We start from the raw sequence: 20,051 nt of genomic DNA on the forward strand, positions 1-20,051 counted from the left end.
TCGGTCAGGGACGCAGATCCGCAGCCAGGCGGGCCGAGCCTGCCACGAGTGAAGCGGTGAACTCGTGCCGCGGCGCGGTGAGCACCTGCCGTGCCGGTCCCTGCTCGATGAGCTCACCGCCGTCCAGTACGGCGATCCGGGCGGCAGCCGCTGCGGTGTCGAGGTCGTGGGTGATCAGGACCAGGGCCAGTTCGGGTCGGTCACGCAGCAGGACGGCGAGCGTGTCCAGGAGGCCGCGCCGGGTGACCGTGTCGAGGCCGGAGGTGATCTCGTCGCAGATCAGCACCCTCGGCCGGGCGAGCAGGGCCCGGGCGAGCGCGGTCCGTTGGAGTTCGCCGCCGGACAGTTGGCCGGGTCTGCGCCGCACCAGCTCCTCCGTGAGGCCGAGGCCGGTCAGGGTGTTCAGGGCCTCGGCACGAGCCTCTCGTCGGTGCGCTCCTCGCAGCCGTACCGCCGTGCGCGCCACCTGGTCGACGACCGGTCGGTATTCGTCGAACGCAGCCCTCGCGTCCTGGAAGACGTACTGGACCCCGGCCAGTTGTTCACGGGTCCGGGCGCGCAGACTGCGCGGGAGCGGGGTGCCGTCGAGCTGGACCTCGCCCCCGTAGTCCCGGTGGAGTCCGGCCAGGCAGCGGGCGAGCGTGGTCTTGCCGCTGCCGGAGCGGCCGACGACGGCCAGGCACTCGCCGGCGCGGAGGGTGAGTTCGGGGATGCGCACCACCTCGTTGATACAGGCACCGTCGCGGTGCCGGGCGGTGAGGCCACGTACCTGGAGTGTCGCGTGTCCATCGCGCGCGGGCGGGCTGTCACCCGTCTTCCCTTCCGCTGCCAGGAGTTCGGCGGTCCAGGGGTGTCGCGGGGCGAGCCACAGTTGCTTCGCGGGAGCCGCCTCCACCACTCGGCCGCCGCGCATGACCAGAACCTCGTCGGCAAGGGCCCGGACGACGTCCAGGTCGTGGCTGAGCAGGACCACGGCGATGCCCTGTCGGGTGACCGCAGCCAGCTGGTCGACGATGTGACGCTTCGTCAACACGTCCTGTCCTGTGGTCGGTTCGTCCGCGACCACCACCCTGGCGCCGAGCAGCAGTGCCTGTGCCAGGACGGCGCGCTGCTGCTGGCCGCCCGATAGCTGGTGCGGATAGCGGCGCAGCAGGGACTCGCCCTCCGGGAGCTGCGCGGCCGAGAGAGCGTGCAGGATGCGCGTTCGGGCGGCGGCCCGACGCTCACCTCTGGGCAGGCTCCGCACCTGCTCGCGGGCGATGTCGCGCAGCAGTGCGCCGACCCGGCGTGCGGGGTTGAGGACGGCGCCCGGGTGCTGGGGTACGTATCCGACGAGGCCGTTGGACACGCGGACGTCGCCGGTCACCCGGGCGCCCGCCGGGTACTCGCCGAGCAGCGCGAGGCCCGTGGTCGTCTTGCCGCTGCCGGACGCGCCGACGAGCGCGGTGACCTTCCCGGGCAGGACGTGAAAGCTGACCCCGTCGACGATCGGCCGGCCGTCGATCTCGATGCGTAGGTCCTTGACCTCAGCGACCGCGTTCACGCCTGTTTCCTCTTTTCCGGTGAGGTTTCTCCAGTACGGCGTCGAAGAGCAGGTTGCTCCCCATGGTCAGGGCGACGATCAGCAGGGCGGGAACCACCACGGCCCAGGGCTGGACGAACAGCCCTGTACGGTTGCGGTCCACCATCACCGCCCAGTCGGAGGCGTCCGGCTCGACGCCGACGCCGAGGAATGCCGCCGTGGCCACCAGGTAGAGCACGCCGGTGAGCCGTACGCCCGCGTCGGCGGCGAGTGTGCGCGCGATCGACCTGCCGACATAGCCGACCGCCATGCGCCACCACGTCTCGCCCTGCATGCGCAGCGCTTCGACGGCCGGGCGGGAGGCCGTCTCGGCCGCGGCCGCGCGGACGATCCGCGCGGCGTCCGGGAAGTTGACCAGGGCCACGAGCAGTGAGAGGCCCACCGCCCCCGGCGAGAAGGCGGCGGCCACCAGCAGGATCAACAGCAGGGACGGCACCGCGAGCAGCACGTCCACGGGCCGCATCAGCAGCTCTTCGAGCCATGTCCGGTGGGTGAGCGCGCTGACGAGTCCGAGCGGCAGGGCCACCAGGTAGGACAGGGCCGTCGCGGCCAGGGCGACGAGGACCACGGACCGCCCACCGAGCAGCACTTGCCGCCCTACGTCCCGGCCGACGAAGTCGGTGCCGAGCCAATGTCCGCCGCCGAGTGTGAAGGAGGGCGCTCGTGGCCCGGGCTCGCCTGCGAGGAGCGGCCCGAGCAGCGCCAGAGCGAGCGGTACGGCGACGATCACCAGGCCGAGCACGAAGCGTCCCGGAGGGAGTGCGGAACCCGGCTTCATGCCGCCGCCCCCGCCCGCGGCGCGAAGCGGTGGACGACCAGGTCGGCGCCCAGATTGAGGACGACGGCGGTCAGCCCGAAGATCACCGCGAGACCCTGCACCACGGGGACGTCCCTTTCCGCGACCGCATTCATCAGCACCGTGCCCAGCCCGGGGATCACATACAGCGCCTCCACGACGATGACCCCGCACAGCAACCAGTCGACCGTGCGGGCGAGTTGCTGGGCGGCCGGCGCGATGGTGTTGGGCAGCGCGTGCGTGTAACGGATGCGGGCGCCGGAGATTCCGTAGCGGCGGGCCTGGGCGACGTACGGCGAGGCCAGCGCGTCGATCATGCCCGCACGTACCAGGCGCGCCAGCGAACACACCGGCCGCGACAGCAGGACAAGGAGGGGAAGGACCAGCGCCGTTGGGTGGCCGAGCAGATCGGTGCCGTATCCGACGGCGGTCGGTGGCAGCCAGTCCAGACGCAGGGCGAACACGGTGACCAGCAGCGTGCCGAAGGCAAACTCCGGGACCGCGTACACGCCGAGTGTCACCGAGCTGACGAGCCGGTCCGGGAGCCGCCCCTCGTGGCGGGCGGCCAGCACCCCGAGGCCGACGCCAATCGGAACCAGCAGCATGATCGTGAGCACGGCGAGCAGCACGGTCGGCCCGAAGCCGTCCGCGATGTACGAGCTGACGGGCCGCCCCGAGGCCAAGGATGTGCCGAAGTCGCCGTGCAGCAGCCCGGCCGCCCAGTCCGCGAGGCGTTCGTGCGCAGGCCGGTCCAGGCGCAGCGTCTCGCGGATGGCCGCGATCCGCTCCGGGTCGGGCTGGTCGCCGGCGAGGGCGACGGCGGCATCGCCCGGCAGCGCCTCGGTGAGGGCGAAGACGAGCAGGACGACGGCTGCCGTCTGCGCCCCGCCGAGCAGCAGTCGCCGGGCGAGCCAGGAGCGTAGTGCGCTCACGCGAGCCAGACCTTGTCGAAGCGTGCCCAGTCGAGGGAGTTGGCGGGTGCCTTCTGCTCGACGCCCCGGACACTGCGGGCGGTGCCGAGGATCCAGTCGGCGAAGCCCCAGATCAGGAAGCCGCCCTCGGTGTGCAGGCGGCGCTGCATGCGCTCGTAGATGGCGGCGCGCACCTTCTTGTCCTTGGTAGACTGTGCCTGCTGGTACAGGGCGTCGAAGTCCTTGTGCCGCCAGTGGGTTGCGTTGGTGGTCGACCCGGTGAGCAGGCGCTGGGAGATGTGGGACTCGATGGGCATGGCGCCGGAGCGGTAGGAGGCCAGGGTCCCGGAGTCGAGGATGTCCCTCCAGTAGCTTTCCTTGCTGCCGGTCCTGATCTCGATGCTCACTCCGGCCTTTGCCGCCTGGTCGCGGAAGATCGCCGCAGCCTCCGTGAACCCGGCCGCGACCGGGGAGGTGTCGAGGGTGACCTTGAGCTTCTCGGCTCCGGCCTGCTTCAGCAGCTCGCGGGCCCGGTCGAGGTCCTGTTCACGCTGCGGCAGGCTCCCCGCGTAGTACTCATAGCCCTTACCGAACAGGTCGTTACCGATCCCTCCGGCGCCGGACAGGGCGCCGTCGACCAGTTCCTTGCGGTCGGCGATCAGGTAGAACGCCTCGCGGACCCGCGTGTCGTCGAACGGAGGCCGGTCGGTCTTCATGACGAAGCCCTGCATGGCGCTGTTGCGCAGTCGGACGATCTGGATCTGCCCCTTGTCCTCGTGGGCGCGAGCGGTGGCGGGGTTGAGTTCGTGGGCGTACTCGACCTGCCCGCCGAGCAGGGCGTTGGTGCGCGCCGACTCCTCGTTGGCGACGACGAACTCCAGCTCGTCGAGGTACGGGGCACCGTCCCAGTAGGCGTCGTTGCGCTTGAAGACGGCGGATTTGCCGGGCGCGAAGGACACGAAGCGGAACGGGCCGCTGCCGACCGGCTTCTTGTCGAAGTCCTGAGCGCCGTCGGGGACGATGTACGCGCCGAATGCGGCCAGTACGTTGGGGAATTCGGCGGTCGGGCGTTTGAGGACGAACTCGATGGTCCGCTCGTCCAGAGCGCGGCTGGCCTTCAGGTCGATGGGCTCCAGCGACGCCTTGGCGCGGAACGCCTTCGCCGGGTCGGTGATGCGGCGGTAGCTGTAGAGGACGTCCTGGGCGGTCACCGGCTTGCCGTCGTGGAAGGCGGCCTTGCGCAGGGTGACCTTCCAGCGGTCCAGGCCGGCGTTCGGCTCCCAGGCCGAGGCGAGCCGGGGCTGCGCGGACAGGTCGGATCCATAGTCGGCGAGCTTGTCGAAGAGGGCTTTGGCACGAGCGGCATCGGCGAAGAGGTTGACCAGGTGCGGATCGAGGGTCTCGCTCGCACCGCCGCCTGCGAAGGCGGCGCGCAGCCGTCCGCCGCGCTGGGGCGTGCCGTCTGCCTTGGCGGGGTCAGCGGCGGTGCCGGAGCCGGCGCAGCCTGCGAGGGCGAGCGCCCCGAGTCCGGCGGCGCCGCCGGCGGCGGCGAGGAAGCCCCGGCGGCGCAGGCCGGGCAAGCGGGAGTCGTTGACGGGGACGTCGTTCACGTGGGTGTCCTTGCTGTGTGAGCCAATATCGGCGTGGGGGCGACGGCTTGTGGGGTTCAGCGGGCGTGCGTGAGGCGGGCGACGAGATGGAGCCGGTCGGCATCGGCCGTGGAGGCCGGCAGGTCGCCCTCCCGCCACTGCGGCTCCGTACGAGGACCGGGCCCGTCGTACAGGGCGAGCACCTCGAAGCCGTGAACAGCGAGCACGTGGCGCAGTTCCTGAGGGAAGAGCAGCCGCCACGCGGAGCGCTGCTCGACCGGTGGCGATCCGTCGTCGGCGGTCCATACACGGGTGCGGCGCAGCAGTTGCGCGGCACGGTCCACGCGCAGGGTGGTGGTGGACCGGTAGGCGGTGCCCTGCCAGGTGAAGCCGTTGCGGGACGGGCGGTCCAGGAGTGCCGTCCGGCCGAGGAAGAAGGCCCCATTGCGCATCTCGGCGACGAGCAGCCCGCCGGGTGCCAGAGACCGGCGGCAGGAGGTCAGGAAGCCGTCGAGTTCGTCGTTGGTGTGGCAGTACAGCAAGGCACTGTCCAGGCACACCACGGCGTCGAAGAACCGTTCTGCCAGGTCGAATCCACGCAGGTCCGCCCGGATGTACTGAGGACCGGGGTGGTGCACGCGGGCGTGCTCCAGCATCGCCTCGGACAGATCCGCGCCGACGACCGTCCGGCCGACCTGGTGCAGATATGCGGCGTCCCGGCCGGTGCCGCATCCGATGTCCAGAACCCGCGGCCCGGCCCCGTGCCGTCGCAGACAGTCCTCGGCCCAGCGCCCCGCCAGGCGCGCCTCGTCGGGGAAACGGGCTTCGTACAGGACCGGGTTGTCGGTCAGCAGGTTTGTGCTGCTCATGGGTGTCTCCTCAGGCCGGCACGGGTACGGGCGCCGCTTGGGCGGGAAGTACTCGCCGGCGGTGCAGCCAGGCGACGGCGGTGGCGGAGGCGAGTCCGAAGGCCAGGCAGCACGCCCAGGGCAGCCACTGCGCTCCGGTGCGCCGACCGGCGTCCATGGACCAGCCGACGACCGTGTTGCCGACGGCCGCGGCGATGCCCGAGACCACGTAGAACAGCCCGAAGTAGGTGCCGGTGAGCTCCGGGCGGCCGAAGCGGGGGATCAGCTCCATGACGAAGGGCTGGGCGATCATGACGCCCAGGTAGAGCAGCAGCGCCCCTGCCAGGACCGGCAGTGCGCCGAGCGCCGCGTCGCCGACGCCGCCGTGCGCTGTCCCGGCTCCCGCCACCGTCATCGGCGGTATGAAGGACAGCCCCATCAGCGTGAGCCCCGCGCTGATCCATCGCGCCCGGCTGCCTCTGCTCTTCAGTGCCCGTGTAATGGGCAGTTGCAGCAGAAGGTTGGTGAGGGTGCCGACGAGGAAGACGATGCCTGCCGCGCCGTCCCAGCCGGTGGCCCGGCGCGCGCCGTCCGGCAGCAGCAGATACAGCTGGTTCTCCATGGTGAACATACCGACCATGGCAACGGCGAACGCCACGAAGCCGCGGTTGCCGATCACCTCTCGCCAGTCCCCCAGGACGCTGTTCGCGGACGGTGTGACCTTGCGCGCCGGAAGCACAACGGCCTGGGCGACCGTGAGCGCTGCGAAGATCCCGGCCGCGGTGAGCGCGGAGGCGCGGAAGTCGACCAGCAGCAGGGCGCTGCCGAGCAGCGGCCCTATCAAGGCACCGGTGGTCGCGAAGACGTTGAACAAGGCGAACGCCTCGGCCTTCTGCTCCCCTGCCTCCAGGGCGAGATACGCGCGTACCGCCGGGTTGAACAGCGCCCCGGCCAGCCCGCTGAGCACGGAGGCGGCCAGCAGCACCGTCAGTCCGTCGCCGAGGGCGAAGAGCCCGAAGCCGACGGTGCGCAGCGCGCATCCGGCAATGATGACTCCGCGCGCTCCCAGCCGGTCCGATGCCGATCCGCCGATGAGGAACAGGCCCTGCTGGCTGAGGTTGCGTACGCCGAGAACGATGCCGACGACAGCGGCCGACAGCCCGAGGTCCTCGTTCAGATGCACGGCGAGGTAGGGAATGAGCAGGTAGAAGCCGGTGTTGACGCCGAGCTGGTTGACCAGGAGGAGCCGTATCGCGAGGGGGAAGCCGCGTATCTCGTGCCATGTCTTCACGCGTGTTCACTCTCCGCTTCGATACGCGGGCGCACGCCGAGGCCGGGGTGGTGGCTCGTCCGTACGGTGCCGTCGGCGCCGCCGATGCCGGTCCACGGGTCGTGGGCGAGCAGGAGGTGCCCGTCGAGGTCGATCCACCGGGCTCGGTCGGCGAGATGCACGGCGGGGGCGATGCCGAGCGTGCTGGCGGTCAGACAGCCGAGCATCAGATCGGTGCCGGTACCGGCGATCAGTTCGGCGATCCGCAGTGCTGCACTGACGCCGCCGCACTTGGCGAGCTTGACGTTGATTCCCTCGACCCGCCCGGCCAGTCGGCGAGCGTCCTCGTAACCGACCGCGTCCTCGTCGGCGATGACCGGCAGCGGCGAGCGTTCGGCGAGTCGTGCCAGCGCCTCGGGGTGGCCGGGTTCGATCGGCTGCTCCACGGCCTCGATTCCCAACTCCGCGAGGCGGGGCAGGAGTCGCTCCGTCGTGGCAACCGTCCAGGCTCCATTGGGGTCCAGGAGCAGTCGAGCGTGGGGAGCCGCGGCACGCACGGCCCGTACGCGCTTCAGGTCGTCCTCGGGGTCCGGTGCCCCGGCCTTGATCTTGAGGACCGAGAAACCGTCCCGTACCAGGCGGGCGGCCTCGGCTCCGGCCCGTATCGGCGACGTGATGCCGATGGTGCGGGCGGTCGCGGCGGACGGCCGGGCGGAGGTACCCAGCAGTGCGTGGACCGGGATGCCTGCGCGCTTGCCCAGGAGATCGAGCAGCGCGGACTCCACGGCCGCGATCACGGCGGGCGGTGTGCCTTCCCGGCCTCCGTTGCGCAGGGCCTCCAAGGCACTCCCCGGTTCGGCGAAGCGTGTCAGCCACTGGGACTCCGCGTGCAGCAGACGTCCGAGTGTGTCGGCATCGAGGCCGTAGTACACGCTGGTGACGGCCTCTCCTCGGCCGAGTTGGCCTTCGTGTTCGACGAAGAACCAGACGGCGTCGCGGGCCGCCATCGTTGAGCGGGATATGCGCAGCGGCTCGGTGAGTTGGAGACGCACGGTGCGCTGACTGACTTTCACGGGCTCTCTTCCAAACGTGGGGTTCGGCTGTGCAGCGGGTCGGTGACGGCGCGGCACCGGGCCCAGCCGGTGGCCTCGACAGCCCGCGGATGCGGGATCTCGACCGGGCGAGTGGCGGCGGTGGCCGGTTCGAGCCCGTGAGCGGCGGTGAAGTCGTCGTCGTAAACGCTGCCGAGATAGCGGTGCGGCCCGTCGGGGAAGACGGTGGCGACGACGGCTCCCGGGTGGACACGAGCGGCCCAGGCCGCCACGAGCGCGACGGCTCCGGTGCTCCAGCCGCCGCTGACGAAGTTACCGACGGCGAGCTTTCGGCAGGCGTCCGCGGCCTCGGCCGGGCCGACCCAGTGGACTTCGTCGAAGGCTTCGTAGGCGACGTTGCGCGGATGGATGCTGCTGCCCAGGCCGCGCATCAGACGCGGCCTGGCCGGCTGGCCGAAGATCGTCGAGCCGGTGGCGTCCACACCGATCAGCCGGAGCCCGGGCCAATGCCTGCGCAGCGGTCCGACCACACCGGCGCTGTGGCCGCCGGTACCGACGCTGCACACCAGCACGTCCAGGTGGTCGAGCTGTACGGCCAGCTCGGCGGCGAGGGAGGCGTAACCGGCGATGTTGTCGGGGTTGTTGTACTGGTCGGGCCAGTAGGCGTCCGGCAGCGTCGAGAGCAGTTCGCGCAACCGGGCCAGCCGGGCGGCCTGCCAGCCGCCTTCGGCCGCCGCGCGGTCGACCAGCTCCAGCTGGGCCCCGTATGCGCGCAGCAGTTGTCGCATCGAGGGCTCCAGCTCTGTGTCACCGACCAGAACGATCGGATGCCCGAGAGCCTGGCCGGCGAAGGCCAGCCCGATGCCGAGCGTTCCGGACGTGGACTCCACCACCGGGGCCCCGGGCCGCAGCTCGCCGCGCTCCTTCGCGCCGAGCAGCATGGACACGGCCGCTCGCGCCTTCATGCCGCCGACGCCGAGACCTTCCAGCTTGGCCCAGAAGCCGGGCTGCGGGCAGGGCAGGTCGACGGTGATGCGGGCGAGGGGGGTCCGGCCGAGCAGGGTGAGCAGTTCGCGGTTGCCCGCGGGGCTGAGGACGGCCGTGGTCACAGGGCGGCTCCGGAGCGCTCACCGGCGCCGTAGCGGTGGATGGTCCCGGGCCCGCCGTCGAGCCAGAAGAAGGGGTACGGCTCCGCGCACACCGCGCTGACTCCGGCGCCGATGAGGCGCGGCAACACCGCGCTGCCGGTCTGGGCGAACATCACCAGCGGCTTGCCGTGCCGCAGTGCGTGTTCGCGCAGCGGCTCGAAGCTTCCGTTGCCGAGCGTCATACCCGAAGCGAGGACGGCGTCGCAGCGCTCCAACTCCGCCAGCGCGTCGGTCCGTACCGGCTCGCCCCACTCCGTGGTGCCGCCCTTGAAGTCGCAGGGTATGTACGCCAGTCCACGCGCCCGCAACGCCTCCAGCAGCGAATTGACCACGCCGACCACGAGCACGGTGCGCCCTGGGCCGACGTCGAGCAGACCGGTGACGGCCTTGGCCCTCGCCCGGGACTTCTCCAGCGAGCTCCCGGCGGGGAGCGGACACGGCCGGGCGCCGCTCGCGGAACGATGGGGAAGCACGTGCATCAGGTAGGCGTCCAGTGCGGCCACCCGTACCGGCAGCAGTTCATGCGCCATGAGCCGGGCGACGTCCACGCCGACACAGTCGTCGACGGCGCCGTCGGGGAGCCCACCGGGCTCGACCGCGCACGAGCCCACGGCTTCGGCCAGCCTCAGGCTGAGCACTTCGTTGCGGTAGCAGCCGCCGCGCCCGTCGTGCCGTACGGCCTGGCGCGTGGTGAACGCCATCGCGATCCGCTCGGTCCTCGGGTCGGACCCGAAATCACCGCGGAGCACACGGTCGACGAGTTCGTCGTACGAGGCCGCGGTGAGGTTCGCGTGGGTGACGGCGGTCATCGGCCGACCACCTTCGGGCAGAGCGCCGAGAGCAGCGTCTCGACCCGGTCGCGAGCCGCGAGGCCCTCGGCGTCGCCGGCCATGACGTGGCCCAGGTACTCGTTGTTGCTGCCCGCCTCCTTGACGGCTGTTCCGGGCTCGGCCAGCTGGATCTCCAGCACGTCCGTCGCCGTGCGCACGTCGTCGGCGCCGTCGATGGACTCCAGCACTCCCTCGGTGTCCGGCACCAGGAACCCGATGGCGGCACTGTGCAGGCCGGTGGCTCGTCGGCGCAGGTCCGGTTCTCGGCCGAGGGCCACATCTACGCAGGCGGCGGCGAGATCGACCCCCGTCACATGACGGACCAGTTCGGTGATGCGGTTGCCGGCGGGGCGGGGGTTGACCTCGACCACCCGGGGCCCATCGGCTGTCAGCTTGATCTCGGTGTGTGCCACGACCCCGTCCAGTCCGAGGGCCTTCAGCGCCTGAACAGCCGTCTCCGCGGCCGCCTCGGCGTCGGCGGCAGCGAGCGCCGCGGGGAACATGTGGCCGGTCTCGATGAACGCCGGCGCCCCGCCGACGCTCTTGTCGGTCACCCCGACCACCTGCGCCGTTCCGGCGAACGACACGGTCTCGACGCTGACTTCCGGCCCCCGGAGCAGTTCTTCGAGCAGGACCACGGGCTCACGGCGCTGGCCTCGCGCGTTGACGGTGAAGTCCGCGAGCGCCCGGTAGGCGCGGGCCAGGTCCGACTCGTCGTCGACGCGCCGGACGAACATCCCGGCGCACAGGTCCACGGGTTTGAGCACGAGCGGGTAGCCGATCTCCCGCGCCGCACCGGCGGCCTCGGCCCAGTCCGCGCAGACCGCGTAGCGGGGCCCCGGCACTCCGGCCTCGGCAAGGACACGGCGGGTCGCGTCCTTGCGGCACGCGTTCTCGACCGCCGCGGAGGAAGGACCTGGCAGCCCCAGACGGCCGGCGATCCGTGCGGCCGTCGGGAGGTAGTAGTCGCAGGAGGTGATCACCCCGTCGAAGCCCAGCACACCGTGGGCGCGCTCGACCAGGGGCAGCAACGTCCCGACTTCGTTGGTGTCGGCGGTCAGCACATTGTGCGCCGCGAGCAGCGGGTGCGCGGTGCCCTCAGGAGCGGAGCGCAGGTAGTGGTGCAGATCACGGGTGAGGAACGTGAACTCGTGCCCGCCCTCGCGGATCGCTCTGGGCAGCAGCCTGCTCATCGATCCGACCCAGCTCTCGACCATCAGCAGATGGGACACGGCTTCCTCTTCTCAGAACGCGGGATGAACGCATGACGCGTCGGCAGCACCGCAGCACCCGCCCGGGGCCGCTCGGGGCTGCTCGGCTTGACGCAGCCACACGTTATCGACAATCGTTTTCATTGTCATCTGAATGCCTGTCGACTCTCTGAATGCGAGACCCGTGACTCCCGCTGCACGCCACCGGGCCGTTCTGTCCGCCCTCGCGGCCACCATCGCCGCCCTGGCCCCGGCCACCCCTGTCCAAGCCACCACCACCCCGGCACCATCCCCGCGTTTCGGTCCCTGCCCGGAGTCCGTACCGGCCCCGGCCTCTCCCGCGCAGGTGGAGTGCGGATCGCTGAGCGTCCCGCTCGACTGGGAACGCCCGGACGGCGAGCACATCCGCATCGCCGTCTCGCGCGTACGCGCGTCCGGACCGCCCGAGGAGCGGCGCGGCATTCTGCTGGTGAACCCGGGCGGACCCGGCGGGCCGGGGTTGGCCTACGCCGTCACCAAACGGGCCAAGCTGCCCGAGAGCGTGCGCCGCGCATACGACGTCATCGGCTTCGACCCACGCGGCACCGGGCAGAGCGCGCCCGCGGACTGCGGCCCGATGGGCGGACTCTTCGACCGCCCCGGACCCGAGCCCGTACCGTCGGGCCGCGCCGCGGAAAAGGCGCACCTCGACTCGTTGAGGCGTATGGCGGACGACTGCGCGGCCGGCGTCGGCGACGCGCTGGTGCATCTGTCGACCACTCAGACCGCCCGGGACATGGACGCCATACGCTCCACACTCGGCGAACGGCGGATCGGCTTCCTGGGCATCTCCTACGGCAGCTACCTCGGCGCCGCCTATGCCGCCCTGTTCCCGCAGCATGTCGGCCGTATGGTGCTCGACAGCGTCGTCGGCCCCTGGCAGTGGTACGACTTCGACCTGCGGCAGAGCCGGGCATTGCTGCGCCAGCGCGATGTGTTCTTCACCTGGGTCGCCCGGCACGAACAACGCTTCGGCCTCGGCGGCAGCGCCGGTCAGGTCCGTTCCGCCTACATGCGGGCGCGTCAGGAACTCGCCGCCCGCCCCGTGGACGGCATCGGTCCTGCCGAGTTCGACCGTGCCGTGTACCGATCGCTCGGCCGCACGGAACGCTGGGAGGACCTCGCGGCGGGCATCCATGCCTACCTGCACGACGGCAGCACCGAACTCCTGCGCCCCGCCGCCCCCTTCGACGGCGCCGCGTCACGTACCTATGAGTCCGCGAACCGCGTCGTGAAGTGCGCTGACGGGCCCGGCCCGACGCCGGGCCGCGTCACGGCCGACCTCCGGCGCCTGCGGCGTCTCGACCCGCACCCGATCGTCACAGGAATCGAAGCCTCGGCTTGCTCGTACTGGCACCACATACCCACCCAGAACACCCGGCTCGGCGGCCCCGAGGTGCCCCCGGTGCTGCTGATCGCCTCCGAACACGACCCCGTCACACCCGTCGAGGGCGCCCGGCAACTTCGGAAGCGGCTGCCCGGCTCGCGCCTGGTCACGCTCTACGACGACTACTCGCACGGCGTCTTCGCCAGCCGGGGCAACGCGTGCGTGGACGGCACCGCCGCCGCGTATCTGATCGACGGGACCGTCCCGTCGACGGATGTGCACTGCGCGGGCCCCGGCCTTCCGGCGCTTCGGGTCCCCAGCGAATGAGTTCTCAGCGAAAAGGAGTTACCCGATGACCGATGCCCCGCAGGACGCCCCGCACCCCTCGTACACCGTGCGCCCCGCCACAGTGGCCGACGCGGAGGGAGCGCGCCGCGTGATGCTCGACACCTTCTACCGGGAGTTCGGCTACGGCTACGTACCCCAATGGCACCGCGACGTCGTCGACATCGCGGGCACCTACCTGGACGACCCCCGGCATCTGCTACTGGTGGCGGTGCACGGCGGCGAGGTGGTGGCCACGACCGGCGTGCGATCGGTCGGCCCGGTCCATCCGCCGCACCCGCGCCGGCTGGCGGAGCGCTACCCGCCGGGCACGACCGCGCAGCTGGTCCGGGTCTACGTCAAGGCCGAGCACCGGCGCCACGGCCTGGCACGGACCCTGGTGCGCAGAGCATGCCACTTCGCCGCCACCACCCCGGGCTACGAGAGCATTTACCTGCACACCAACGTCCACGTGGAGGGCGCCGAAGCGTTCTGGCGAAGCATGGCCAAGGAGGCGTTCGACGCCCGGACGACCGGTGAGCACGGTCCCGGTGTCGGCACGGTGCACTTCGAGATCCCGATGCCTCGGTGACGCAAAGCCAGCCCGAATTGGGCCGCAGCGGCTGGCCAAGGCGTACGAGCGCGGAATGCTGCGCCCCGCAGGCTGACGGGCATGATCGAACGACTGCCCGTCACCGTCCTGTCCGGCTTCCTCGGAGCGAGCAAGACCACGCTGCTCAACCACGTGCCGAGCAACCGCGAGGGAATGCGCGTCGCGCTCATCGTCAAACGACATAAGCGAGATCAACATCGACGCCGCGCCAGTAATCCAGCCGTGCTTCGGTATTTCGGCTGGTCAGTGTTGGTTGGGTGTGCACCGTCGGAGTCGGAGTGGTCGGTGTTCTGACTCTGCTGGTTTTGTTCACGAGATCCGGGATCCGACAGCGGTTGTTCAGTTCTCGGGAAGGCACTCTTTCGGGCCGAGGTCGATGTTCATGAGGGCCGACAGCACCCGGCAGGCGGCAGCGTCGCTGGGCAGAGGTGGGCGTTCCTCGACAACTGTGGACCCTTTGTCGGCGGAATGGGCAAGTGGCCCGACCCGGGCGGGGCCGCCGCACCCCCGTGGCGGCGGCCCGGTCCCGGCTCAGCGCAGCCGAGTTGCGGCGTACGTCTCGATGGCGTCCCGCTGGTACGCGGCCAGGCCCGGCGCGATCGACTCGTACACCGCGCGCCAGTGCTCGTTCTCCACGCAGCAACGCCCGATCGCGCGGTACTCCTCGGCGGTGGCTGCCCGGCTCTGGGCCAACGTCCGGTACTGGGTGTCGATCTCGACCTGCACCTCGTCGGCGTCAGCGGGCAGGCCGGTGGCCATCAGCTCCGCCAGCCGGATCATCTGCGCCGTGCGCTCGCGCTCGTCGGCCTCGATCTCGGCCCTGCTCAACGCCGCGGTATGCCGCTCGACGGCCCCGACCAGCTCCGGGAAACCGCGCAGGACCTTCATGCACTGGGCGGGCCGGATGCCCTCGAACAGGTTCTCCGGCCGGCTGATACTGATCATGTCTGTGCCGTCCTTCCTGGACTGCTCCAGTTCGGTGATCGTGCGGGCGACGGTGCCGGCCAGGGCATCGAGGCGGTCGCGCTCGGCGAGCAGCCGACGGTAATGGCCCCGCAGAGCCTCCACCTCGTCGACCTGCGCGGCCAGGATCCGGCCGATCTCAGGCAGTCCCAGGCCCAGCGCCCGCAGCACGAGAACCTGCTGCAGCCGCAGCAGTTGGCGCTCCTCGTAGTAACGGTGGCCGTTGGCCCCGATCCAGGCCGGCGGCAGCAGGTCGATTTCGTCGTAGTGCCGCAGTGTCCGGGCCGTCACACCCGACATCCGGGCGACCTCCGCGATCGGCCAGGCCATCGCCGCCTCCCTCACACCTGCTTCACCGGGCCGGAATCTCCGGCCCTGCTCAGAACGGTAGAGGCTTCCGCTACGGCAGGTTCAAGCCCAACTCTCAGCTTCTTACGCGCCGATCGGCAGCCGCACGGACGGTGATCACGACCGGCCTGCCCTGTATCGACCACGTAGCGCAGGGCGTCCACGATCTCGCGGCGCGGGTGGGCCTCGGGCCTGCCGCCTGTCGGGGTTCGGCAGGCCGGCACCGATGATCGCGCCGAAGCACGGCACACCACGGGAGGGGAAAGATCGTACGGCCGCACACCGCACCCGCCGCGATCCCAACTGGGGCACCACTGTCCGCGACAGCGCCTGGAACTGACCCAGCACCACACACCCCGGGCACGGGTCTCCTCGTCCACGCAGTGGAGACAGGGACCCGGCCCGCGGACTGCGCCAGGCCACACCGGCCCCCACTCCGCCTTCGGGTGCCCGCCGTGCCCTGGGCGGACGGCTCGCGCCCAGGACACGACGCCAACGTGGCGGCAGCGGCAAACCCCACGACCACCCCAGGCCGGACCACCAAACCGATCCCCGCCGCGCGGAAGTCCTGGGTACCGCCACCGCTGGCTGGGGCTGGGGTGGGTCAGCTCGGCCAGTAGATCCAGCCGGAGCAGCCCGTGTGGTCCTCGCAGACGCGGAACTGCTTGATCTGGGAGGAGTAGGTGGCCCACGGGCCCCAGTCGCCGTGGGCACCGTTGCCGTCCCACTGCGAGACGTGGGCGCCGTTGGCCAGGTAGGCGTCCGCGTACACGCCGTTGCCGTCCGACTCGCCGTCATAGGCGCGCATGGAGTAGGCGGTGGCCTGGGCGCTGTCCGAACCGTGGGTGGCGGTCACGGTCGCCGAGGCCGAGGTGGCCGTGGCGATGGCGAGCAAAGCCGCACCGCCCAGGACCGTCGTAACCCTGAGCGTCGCCTTGGGCGACAGCTTCATGCGGTTGAACACAGATTCCTCCTTGAGGGATCGCCCGAATCACGTACCCGTGTTTCGGGGCCGTGGCTGCGCCGGCATCCGCGCGCAGCCGCACATCGGACACGCCGCACCGGATGGCACGACGGCCCACACAGCGCCGACGGTGGCGCCGGTCACCGAGTCCAGCAGCCCCGGGATTGTTCGGCACCCCGCTCCCGCCAGCACGAACAACCCTTTTCTGGCGGGGACGCGTCGTGCGGGGGTGGCCGGGGGGTGCCTTGCCGGTCCGGGCCGGCCGTCTCTAGCGTGGGTGCGCTTGATCACGCACAGGAGCCGATCAGTTGCACAGGGGGATGCGATGGCACGGCCCGAAAAACCCTTGGACCCGGACGCGGGTCCCGTCGCGCACTTCGCCGACACGCTGCGCCGGCTGCGCCACGACGCCCGGCTGTCCTACCGGGCGATGGCGCAGAAGACCGGCTACTCCCTCTCCTCTCTCTCGCAGACCGCCGCCGGCAGGAAGCTCCCCTCCCTGGCCATCACCCTCGCCTATGTAGAGGCCTGCGGTGGGGACCGCGCCGCATGGGAGGAGCGCTGGCATCGGGCCGAGCAGGCGGTCCGGCACGCGACCGCTGCCGCCCGCACCGAGCAGGAGGACGGTCCTGCTCCATACCGGGGGTTGGCCCGCTACGAGTCGGCGGACAGCGCCCTGTTCTACGGCCGCAGCGTGCTCACCGACCAGCTGGTTGCCCTGGTGGCCCGCCAGCGGGTGAGCGTGGTCGTCGGGCCGTCCGGCAGCGGCAAATCCTCCCTGCTGCGCGCCGGCCTCATCCCCCGCCTCCAGGACCCCGATCCCACCACCGGCGAGTTACGCATCGCCGCCCTGCGGATCTGCACACCAGGCCCCCGCCCGATGAGCGAACACGAAAGGCTCTTCACCCCTCGCGACACCGAAGCGGCCAAGGAAGCCGACGGCGACACCTTGGTGATCGTCGATCAGTTCGAGGAGGTCTTCACTCTCTGCACCGAGGCGGACGAGCGCGACACGTTCCTCGATCTGGTCCTGGCCGCCCGGGATCCCGGCAGCCGCCTGCGCGTGGTGCTGGGCGTGCGCGCCGACTTCTACACCCACTGTCTACGCCACCCCCACCTCGCCCAGATCCTGCGCGAGGCGGACCTGCCCGTCGGCCCGATGAGCCCGGGCGAGATGCGCGAGGCGATCACCAAGCCCGCCGCCACCCACGGCGCCATCGTGGAACGCGTCCTCACCTCACGGTTGATCGAGGCTGTCTCCGCCGAACCGGGCGCCCTGCCGCTGATGTCGCATGCCCTGCTGGAGACCTGGCGCCACCGCACCGGCCGCGCCCTCACCCTGGAGGCTTATGAAGCGGCCGGCGGTCTCGACGGCGCCGTCGCCGCCACCGCCGAAACCCTCTACACCTCCCTCGACGACCACCAAGCCGCCCTGGTACGCCAGATCCTGCTCCGGCTGATCACCCCCGGCGACGGCACCCCCGACACCCGCCGCCCCATCCCCCGCAGCGAAGCCGAGACCGACCGCCCCGGCAAGACCACCACCGTCCTTGAGCAACTGGCCCGCGCCCGCCTGGTCACCCTCGACGACAACCAGGTCGACCTCGCCCACGAAGCCCTCATCACCGCCTGGCCCCGGCTGGCCGGATGGATCGACGAGGACCGCGACCGGCTCCGCCTGCACCGCCGGCTCACCGACGCCACCCACACCTGGCAGCAGCACGACCGCGACCGCGGAGCGCTGCTGCGGGGCGGTCGGCTGGAAGCCGTGTGGAACGCGTTCGGCGCAGACGGTGGTGCGGCGGAGCTGACTTCTCTGGAGCGGGAGTTCCTCACCGCGAGCCGGGCGGCGGCGACCCGGGAACGCAGACTCCGGCAGACGGCCGTGGCGATACTGGCGGTGCTGGTGGTGTTGGCGTTGGTGGCGGCCGGGCTCGCCTGGGGGCAGCGCAAGGACGCCCTGGCCGCCCAGCGGCAGGCCCAGTCCCGCCAGCTCGCGCTCCAGTCCGACGCCTTGCTGGCGACGAATCCCGACGTGGCCGCGCTGCTCGCGGTGGCGGCCTACCGTCTCAGCCCCACCGACGAGGCCACGGTCAGCCTGCACGCGGCCGCCGCCCTGCCCCTCAAGCACCGCATGGTGCTCGGTGGCGCAAGCACCAGGGCGCTCTCCCTGGCCTTCTCGCCGGACCGCAAGACGGTGGCCGTGGGCGGCATCGACGGAATGGTGCGGCTGTGGGACACCACCACGGGCCGCTCCCACCCCCTGACCAAGCCACAAAGAGGCGCCTACGACGTGAACGTCGTGATGTTCAGCGCCGACAGCCGCACACTGGCTGTCGCCAGCGGCAGAACGGTGCGGCTGTGGGACACGGCGTCCGGCCGCATCCGCAGCGAAACCAGCGGCGACAGCCGCATGCACAGCGAGACCAGTAGTGGGTTTTCCCGAACGGAGGGTGTGGCGTTCGCCCGTGACAGGCACTCGCTGGTCCTCTCCGACAGCAGAGGCGCAGTGCGGCAGTGGGATCCGGCCGACGACAGCGTACGCACCCTGCTGGCCGCCACGCCGGATCCGGCCGCCACGGCGCTCAGCCCGGACGGCAACACCATTGCCGTGGGCAGCGAGGCCGGAACGGTGCGGCTGCGGGAGGTCGCCTCGGGCCGGACCAGACAGACCCTGAACGGCTCACCCGGCGCGGTGTCCACGCTGGGGGTCAGCCCCGACGGGCGCACCATCGCGGTCCGGTACGCCAACGGCAGTGTCCGGCTGTGGGAACCGGACAGCGGCCGGGTCCACGACCTCGCGGAGCTTCCCGCCACCGTGCGGCATCTTGCCTTCAGCGCGGACGGCCGCACACTGGCCGGCAGCACCCTGGGGCGCACGGTCGTCAATGACGAGGGATGGACGGTGGGGGTGGCAAGCGGCCGTGATGCGCCGGGGGTGTGGGATGTCGCCTCGGGGCGACGGGTGGCCACCCTCACCGGGCACACCAGCGAACCCGAAGCCCTGGCGGTCAGCCCCGACGGGCACACCATCGCCACCTCCAGCAGCGACGGCACCGTCCGCCTGTGGGACGTCACCCATAGCCAGCACACCTACACCCTGCTCACCAACAGCCTTGAGTCCGTGTATGCCCTCGCCTTGAGCCCGGACGGCCAGACCCTGGCCACCGCCGACACGTCAATACGCCTGTGGGACACCGCCGGCGGACACCTGCGCCGCACACTGACTCCCGCCCGAAGGCTGCGCACAGCAGCCTTCGCCTTCGGCCCGGACGGCCGGACCCTGATCGCGTCCACCCGTGACGCCGTCCAGCTCTGGGACGTGGCATCCGGCGCGGTCCGCGCCACGGTAAGAGAGGCCGGCGACCTTCCTGGAGGACTAGCCGTCAGTCCCGATGGCCGCCTACTGGCCATCAACGGCGACAACCCGAAAGTGCACCTGTGGGACACCACAACCGGACGCCGGCACTCAACCCTGGCGAGAGAAGGCACACGCGTGCCGGTCATGGCGCTCAGCGCCGACGGCCGCACCCTGGCCACTGCGGACCGGAAACAGACAGACCTGTGGGACACCGCGACCGGACAGCGTCGCGCCACGCTCACCGACGCCACCGGTACAACGGACGACCTGGCCTTCAGCCTCGACGGCCACACCCTCGCCACCCGGGACGGTAGATCCGTACGCCTGCGAGATGCAACCACCGGCCGCATCCGCGCCACCCTGCCCCCGTTCAAGGATCTGGCCAGGGACCTGGTCTTCAGCCCCGACAGCCGCACCCTGGCCACCCGCTACGACAACGGCGTGCGCCTGTGGGACACCGCCACCGGCCGCAGCCGCGGCGTTCTGACCGGACGCAGCGACCGGCTTGAGCACATAGCGTTCAGCCCGGACAGCCGAACCCTGGCCACCGCCAGTGACGACGGCACCGTCCGCTTGTGGGACGTACCCACCGGACTCGCCTACGCCACCCTCACCGGCCACACCCGCGCCGTGACCCACGTCCTGTTCGGCAACGACGGACACACCCTGTTCACCGCCGGCAACGACCGCACGGTACGCCAATGGGGCATCCAGCCACTCAGCCCGCACACCGCCATCCGCACCATCTGCACCGCCCTCGGCCGCGACCTCACCCAAGCCGAACAGACCGCTTACACCAACAGCCGGCCTGTCCCCGCCCACTGCTCCCCCACCTCCTCATGAGGTTGTCAGAAGCCGGTTGTCGGGCCCGGCAA

15 protein-coding genes and 1 pseudogene are annotated in these 20,051 nt (G+C 71.1%); 4 read left to right on the forward strand and 12 right to left on the reverse strand.

Annotated elements, in window-relative coordinates; genetic code table 11:
* Nucleotides 1-4: 4 nt before the first annotated feature.
* The 10 genes from OG965_RS02965 to OG965_RS03010 are packed head-to-tail and all read right to left on the reverse strand — an operon-like array spanning nucleotide 5 to nucleotide 11,258.
* Entirely contained in the window at nucleotides 5-1,543 is a 1,539-nt protein-coding gene (locus OG965_RS02965; RefSeq protein ID WP_371648789.1) for an ABC transporter ATP-binding protein, read from the reverse strand.
* On the reverse strand, nucleotides 1,527-2,360 hold the full coding sequence (locus OG965_RS02970) for an ABC transporter permease (RefSeq protein WP_371648791.1): 834 nt from the start codon (nucleotides 2,358-2,360) through the stop codon (nucleotides 1,527-1,529). Before OG965_RS02970 ends, OG965_RS02965 begins: the two co-directional genes overlap by 17 nt.
* Nucleotides 2,357-3,310: an ABC transporter permease gene (locus OG965_RS02975; protein ID WP_371648793.1), complete on the reverse strand. Its 954-nt coding sequence runs from the start codon at nucleotides 3,308-3,310 to the stop codon at nucleotides 2,357-2,359. The genes OG965_RS02970 and OG965_RS02975 overlap by 4 nt, the downstream gene beginning before the upstream one ends.
* Nucleotides 3,307-4,899: an ABC transporter substrate-binding protein gene (locus tag OG965_RS02980; protein ID WP_371648795.1), complete on the reverse strand. Its 1,593-nt coding sequence runs from the start codon at nucleotides 4,897-4,899 to the stop codon at nucleotides 3,307-3,309. Before OG965_RS02980 ends, OG965_RS02975 begins: the two co-directional genes overlap by 4 nt.
* Before the next feature lie 56 nt (nucleotides 4,900-4,955).
* The gene (locus tag OG965_RS02985; RefSeq protein ID WP_371648797.1) at nucleotides 4,956-5,747 is read right to left on the reverse strand and encodes a class I SAM-dependent methyltransferase; all 792 of its coding nucleotides are present in this window, start codon (nucleotides 5,745-5,747) and stop codon (nucleotides 4,956-4,958) included.
* A 10-nt stretch (nucleotides 5,748-5,757) separates the two neighbouring features.
* Nucleotides 5,758-7,017 (reverse strand): MFS transporter, encoded by a 1,260-nt coding sequence (locus OG965_RS02990; RefSeq protein ID WP_371648800.1) that lies wholly within the window; start codon nucleotides 7,015-7,017, stop codon nucleotides 5,758-5,760.
* Complete coding sequence (locus tag OG965_RS02995) at nucleotides 7,014-8,069, reverse strand: dipeptide epimerase (protein WP_371648802.1); 1,056 nt, start codon at nucleotides 8,067-8,069, stop codon at nucleotides 7,014-7,016. The genes OG965_RS02990 and OG965_RS02995 overlap by 4 nt, the downstream gene beginning before the upstream one ends.
* Complete coding sequence (locus OG965_RS03000; protein WP_371648804.1) at nucleotides 8,066-9,157, reverse strand: PLP-dependent cysteine synthase family protein; 1,092 nt, start codon at nucleotides 9,155-9,157, stop codon at nucleotides 8,066-8,068. Before OG965_RS03000 ends, OG965_RS02995 begins: the two co-directional genes overlap by 4 nt.
* Nucleotides 9,154-10,005, reverse strand: a complete 852-nt coding sequence (locus OG965_RS03005) for a Rossmann-like domain-containing protein (RefSeq protein WP_371648806.1) — start codon at nucleotides 10,003-10,005, stop codon at nucleotides 9,154-9,156. The genes OG965_RS03000 and OG965_RS03005 overlap by 4 nt, the downstream gene beginning before the upstream one ends.
* Entirely contained in the window at nucleotides 10,002-11,258 is a 1,257-nt protein-coding gene (locus OG965_RS03010) for an ATP-grasp domain-containing protein (protein ID WP_371648807.1), read from the reverse strand. Before OG965_RS03010 ends, OG965_RS03005 begins: the two co-directional genes overlap by 4 nt.
* A 163-nt stretch (nucleotides 11,259-11,421) precedes the next feature.
* Between OG965_RS03010 and OG965_RS03015 the strand changes: the two genes are divergently transcribed.
* The 3 genes and pseudogenes from OG965_RS03015 to OG965_RS03025 all read left to right on the forward strand — a co-directional run.
* Nucleotides 11,422-12,930 (forward strand): alpha/beta hydrolase, encoded by a 1,509-nt coding sequence (locus OG965_RS03015; RefSeq protein WP_371648809.1) that lies wholly within the window; start codon nucleotides 11,422-11,424, stop codon nucleotides 12,928-12,930.
* Nucleotides 12,931-12,955: 25 nt separating this feature from the next.
* Nucleotides 12,956-13,519, forward strand: coding sequence for a GNAT family N-acetyltransferase (locus OG965_RS03020; RefSeq protein WP_371648811.1), 564 nt, complete (start codon nucleotides 12,956-12,958; stop codon nucleotides 13,517-13,519).
* Nucleotides 13,520-13,591: 72 nt separating this feature from the next.
* Nucleotides 13,592-13,754 (forward strand): annotated as a pseudogene (locus OG965_RS03025) (GTP-binding protein); the annotation flags it as partial.
* Nucleotides 13,755-14,071: 317 nt separating this feature from the next.
* Here the strand turns inward: OG965_RS03025 and OG965_RS03030 are convergent.
* The gene (locus OG965_RS03030; RefSeq protein ID WP_371648814.1) at nucleotides 14,072-14,833 is read right to left on the reverse strand and encodes a MerR family transcriptional regulator; all 762 of its coding nucleotides are present in this window, start codon (nucleotides 14,831-14,833) and stop codon (nucleotides 14,072-14,074) included.
* Nucleotides 14,834-15,455: 622 nt separating this feature from the next.
* Complete coding sequence (locus OG965_RS03035; protein ID WP_371648816.1) at nucleotides 15,456-15,815, reverse strand: hypothetical protein; 360 nt, start codon at nucleotides 15,813-15,815, stop codon at nucleotides 15,456-15,458.
* Between the two features lie 325 nt (nucleotides 15,816-16,140).
* Between OG965_RS03035 and OG965_RS03040 the strand changes: the two genes are divergently transcribed.
* A complete protein-coding gene (locus OG965_RS03040; protein WP_371648818.1) occupies nucleotides 16,141-20,019 on the forward strand; it encodes a helix-turn-helix domain-containing protein in 3,879 nt (1,292 codons plus the stop codon).
* Nucleotides 20,020-20,051 lie beyond the last annotated feature (32 nt).

The sequence above is a fragment of the Streptomyces sp. NBC_00224 genome (genome assembly GCF_041435195.1).
In the GTDB taxonomy this organism is placed as follows: domain Bacteria; phylum Actinomycetota; class Actinomycetes; order Streptomycetales; family Streptomycetaceae; genus Streptomyces.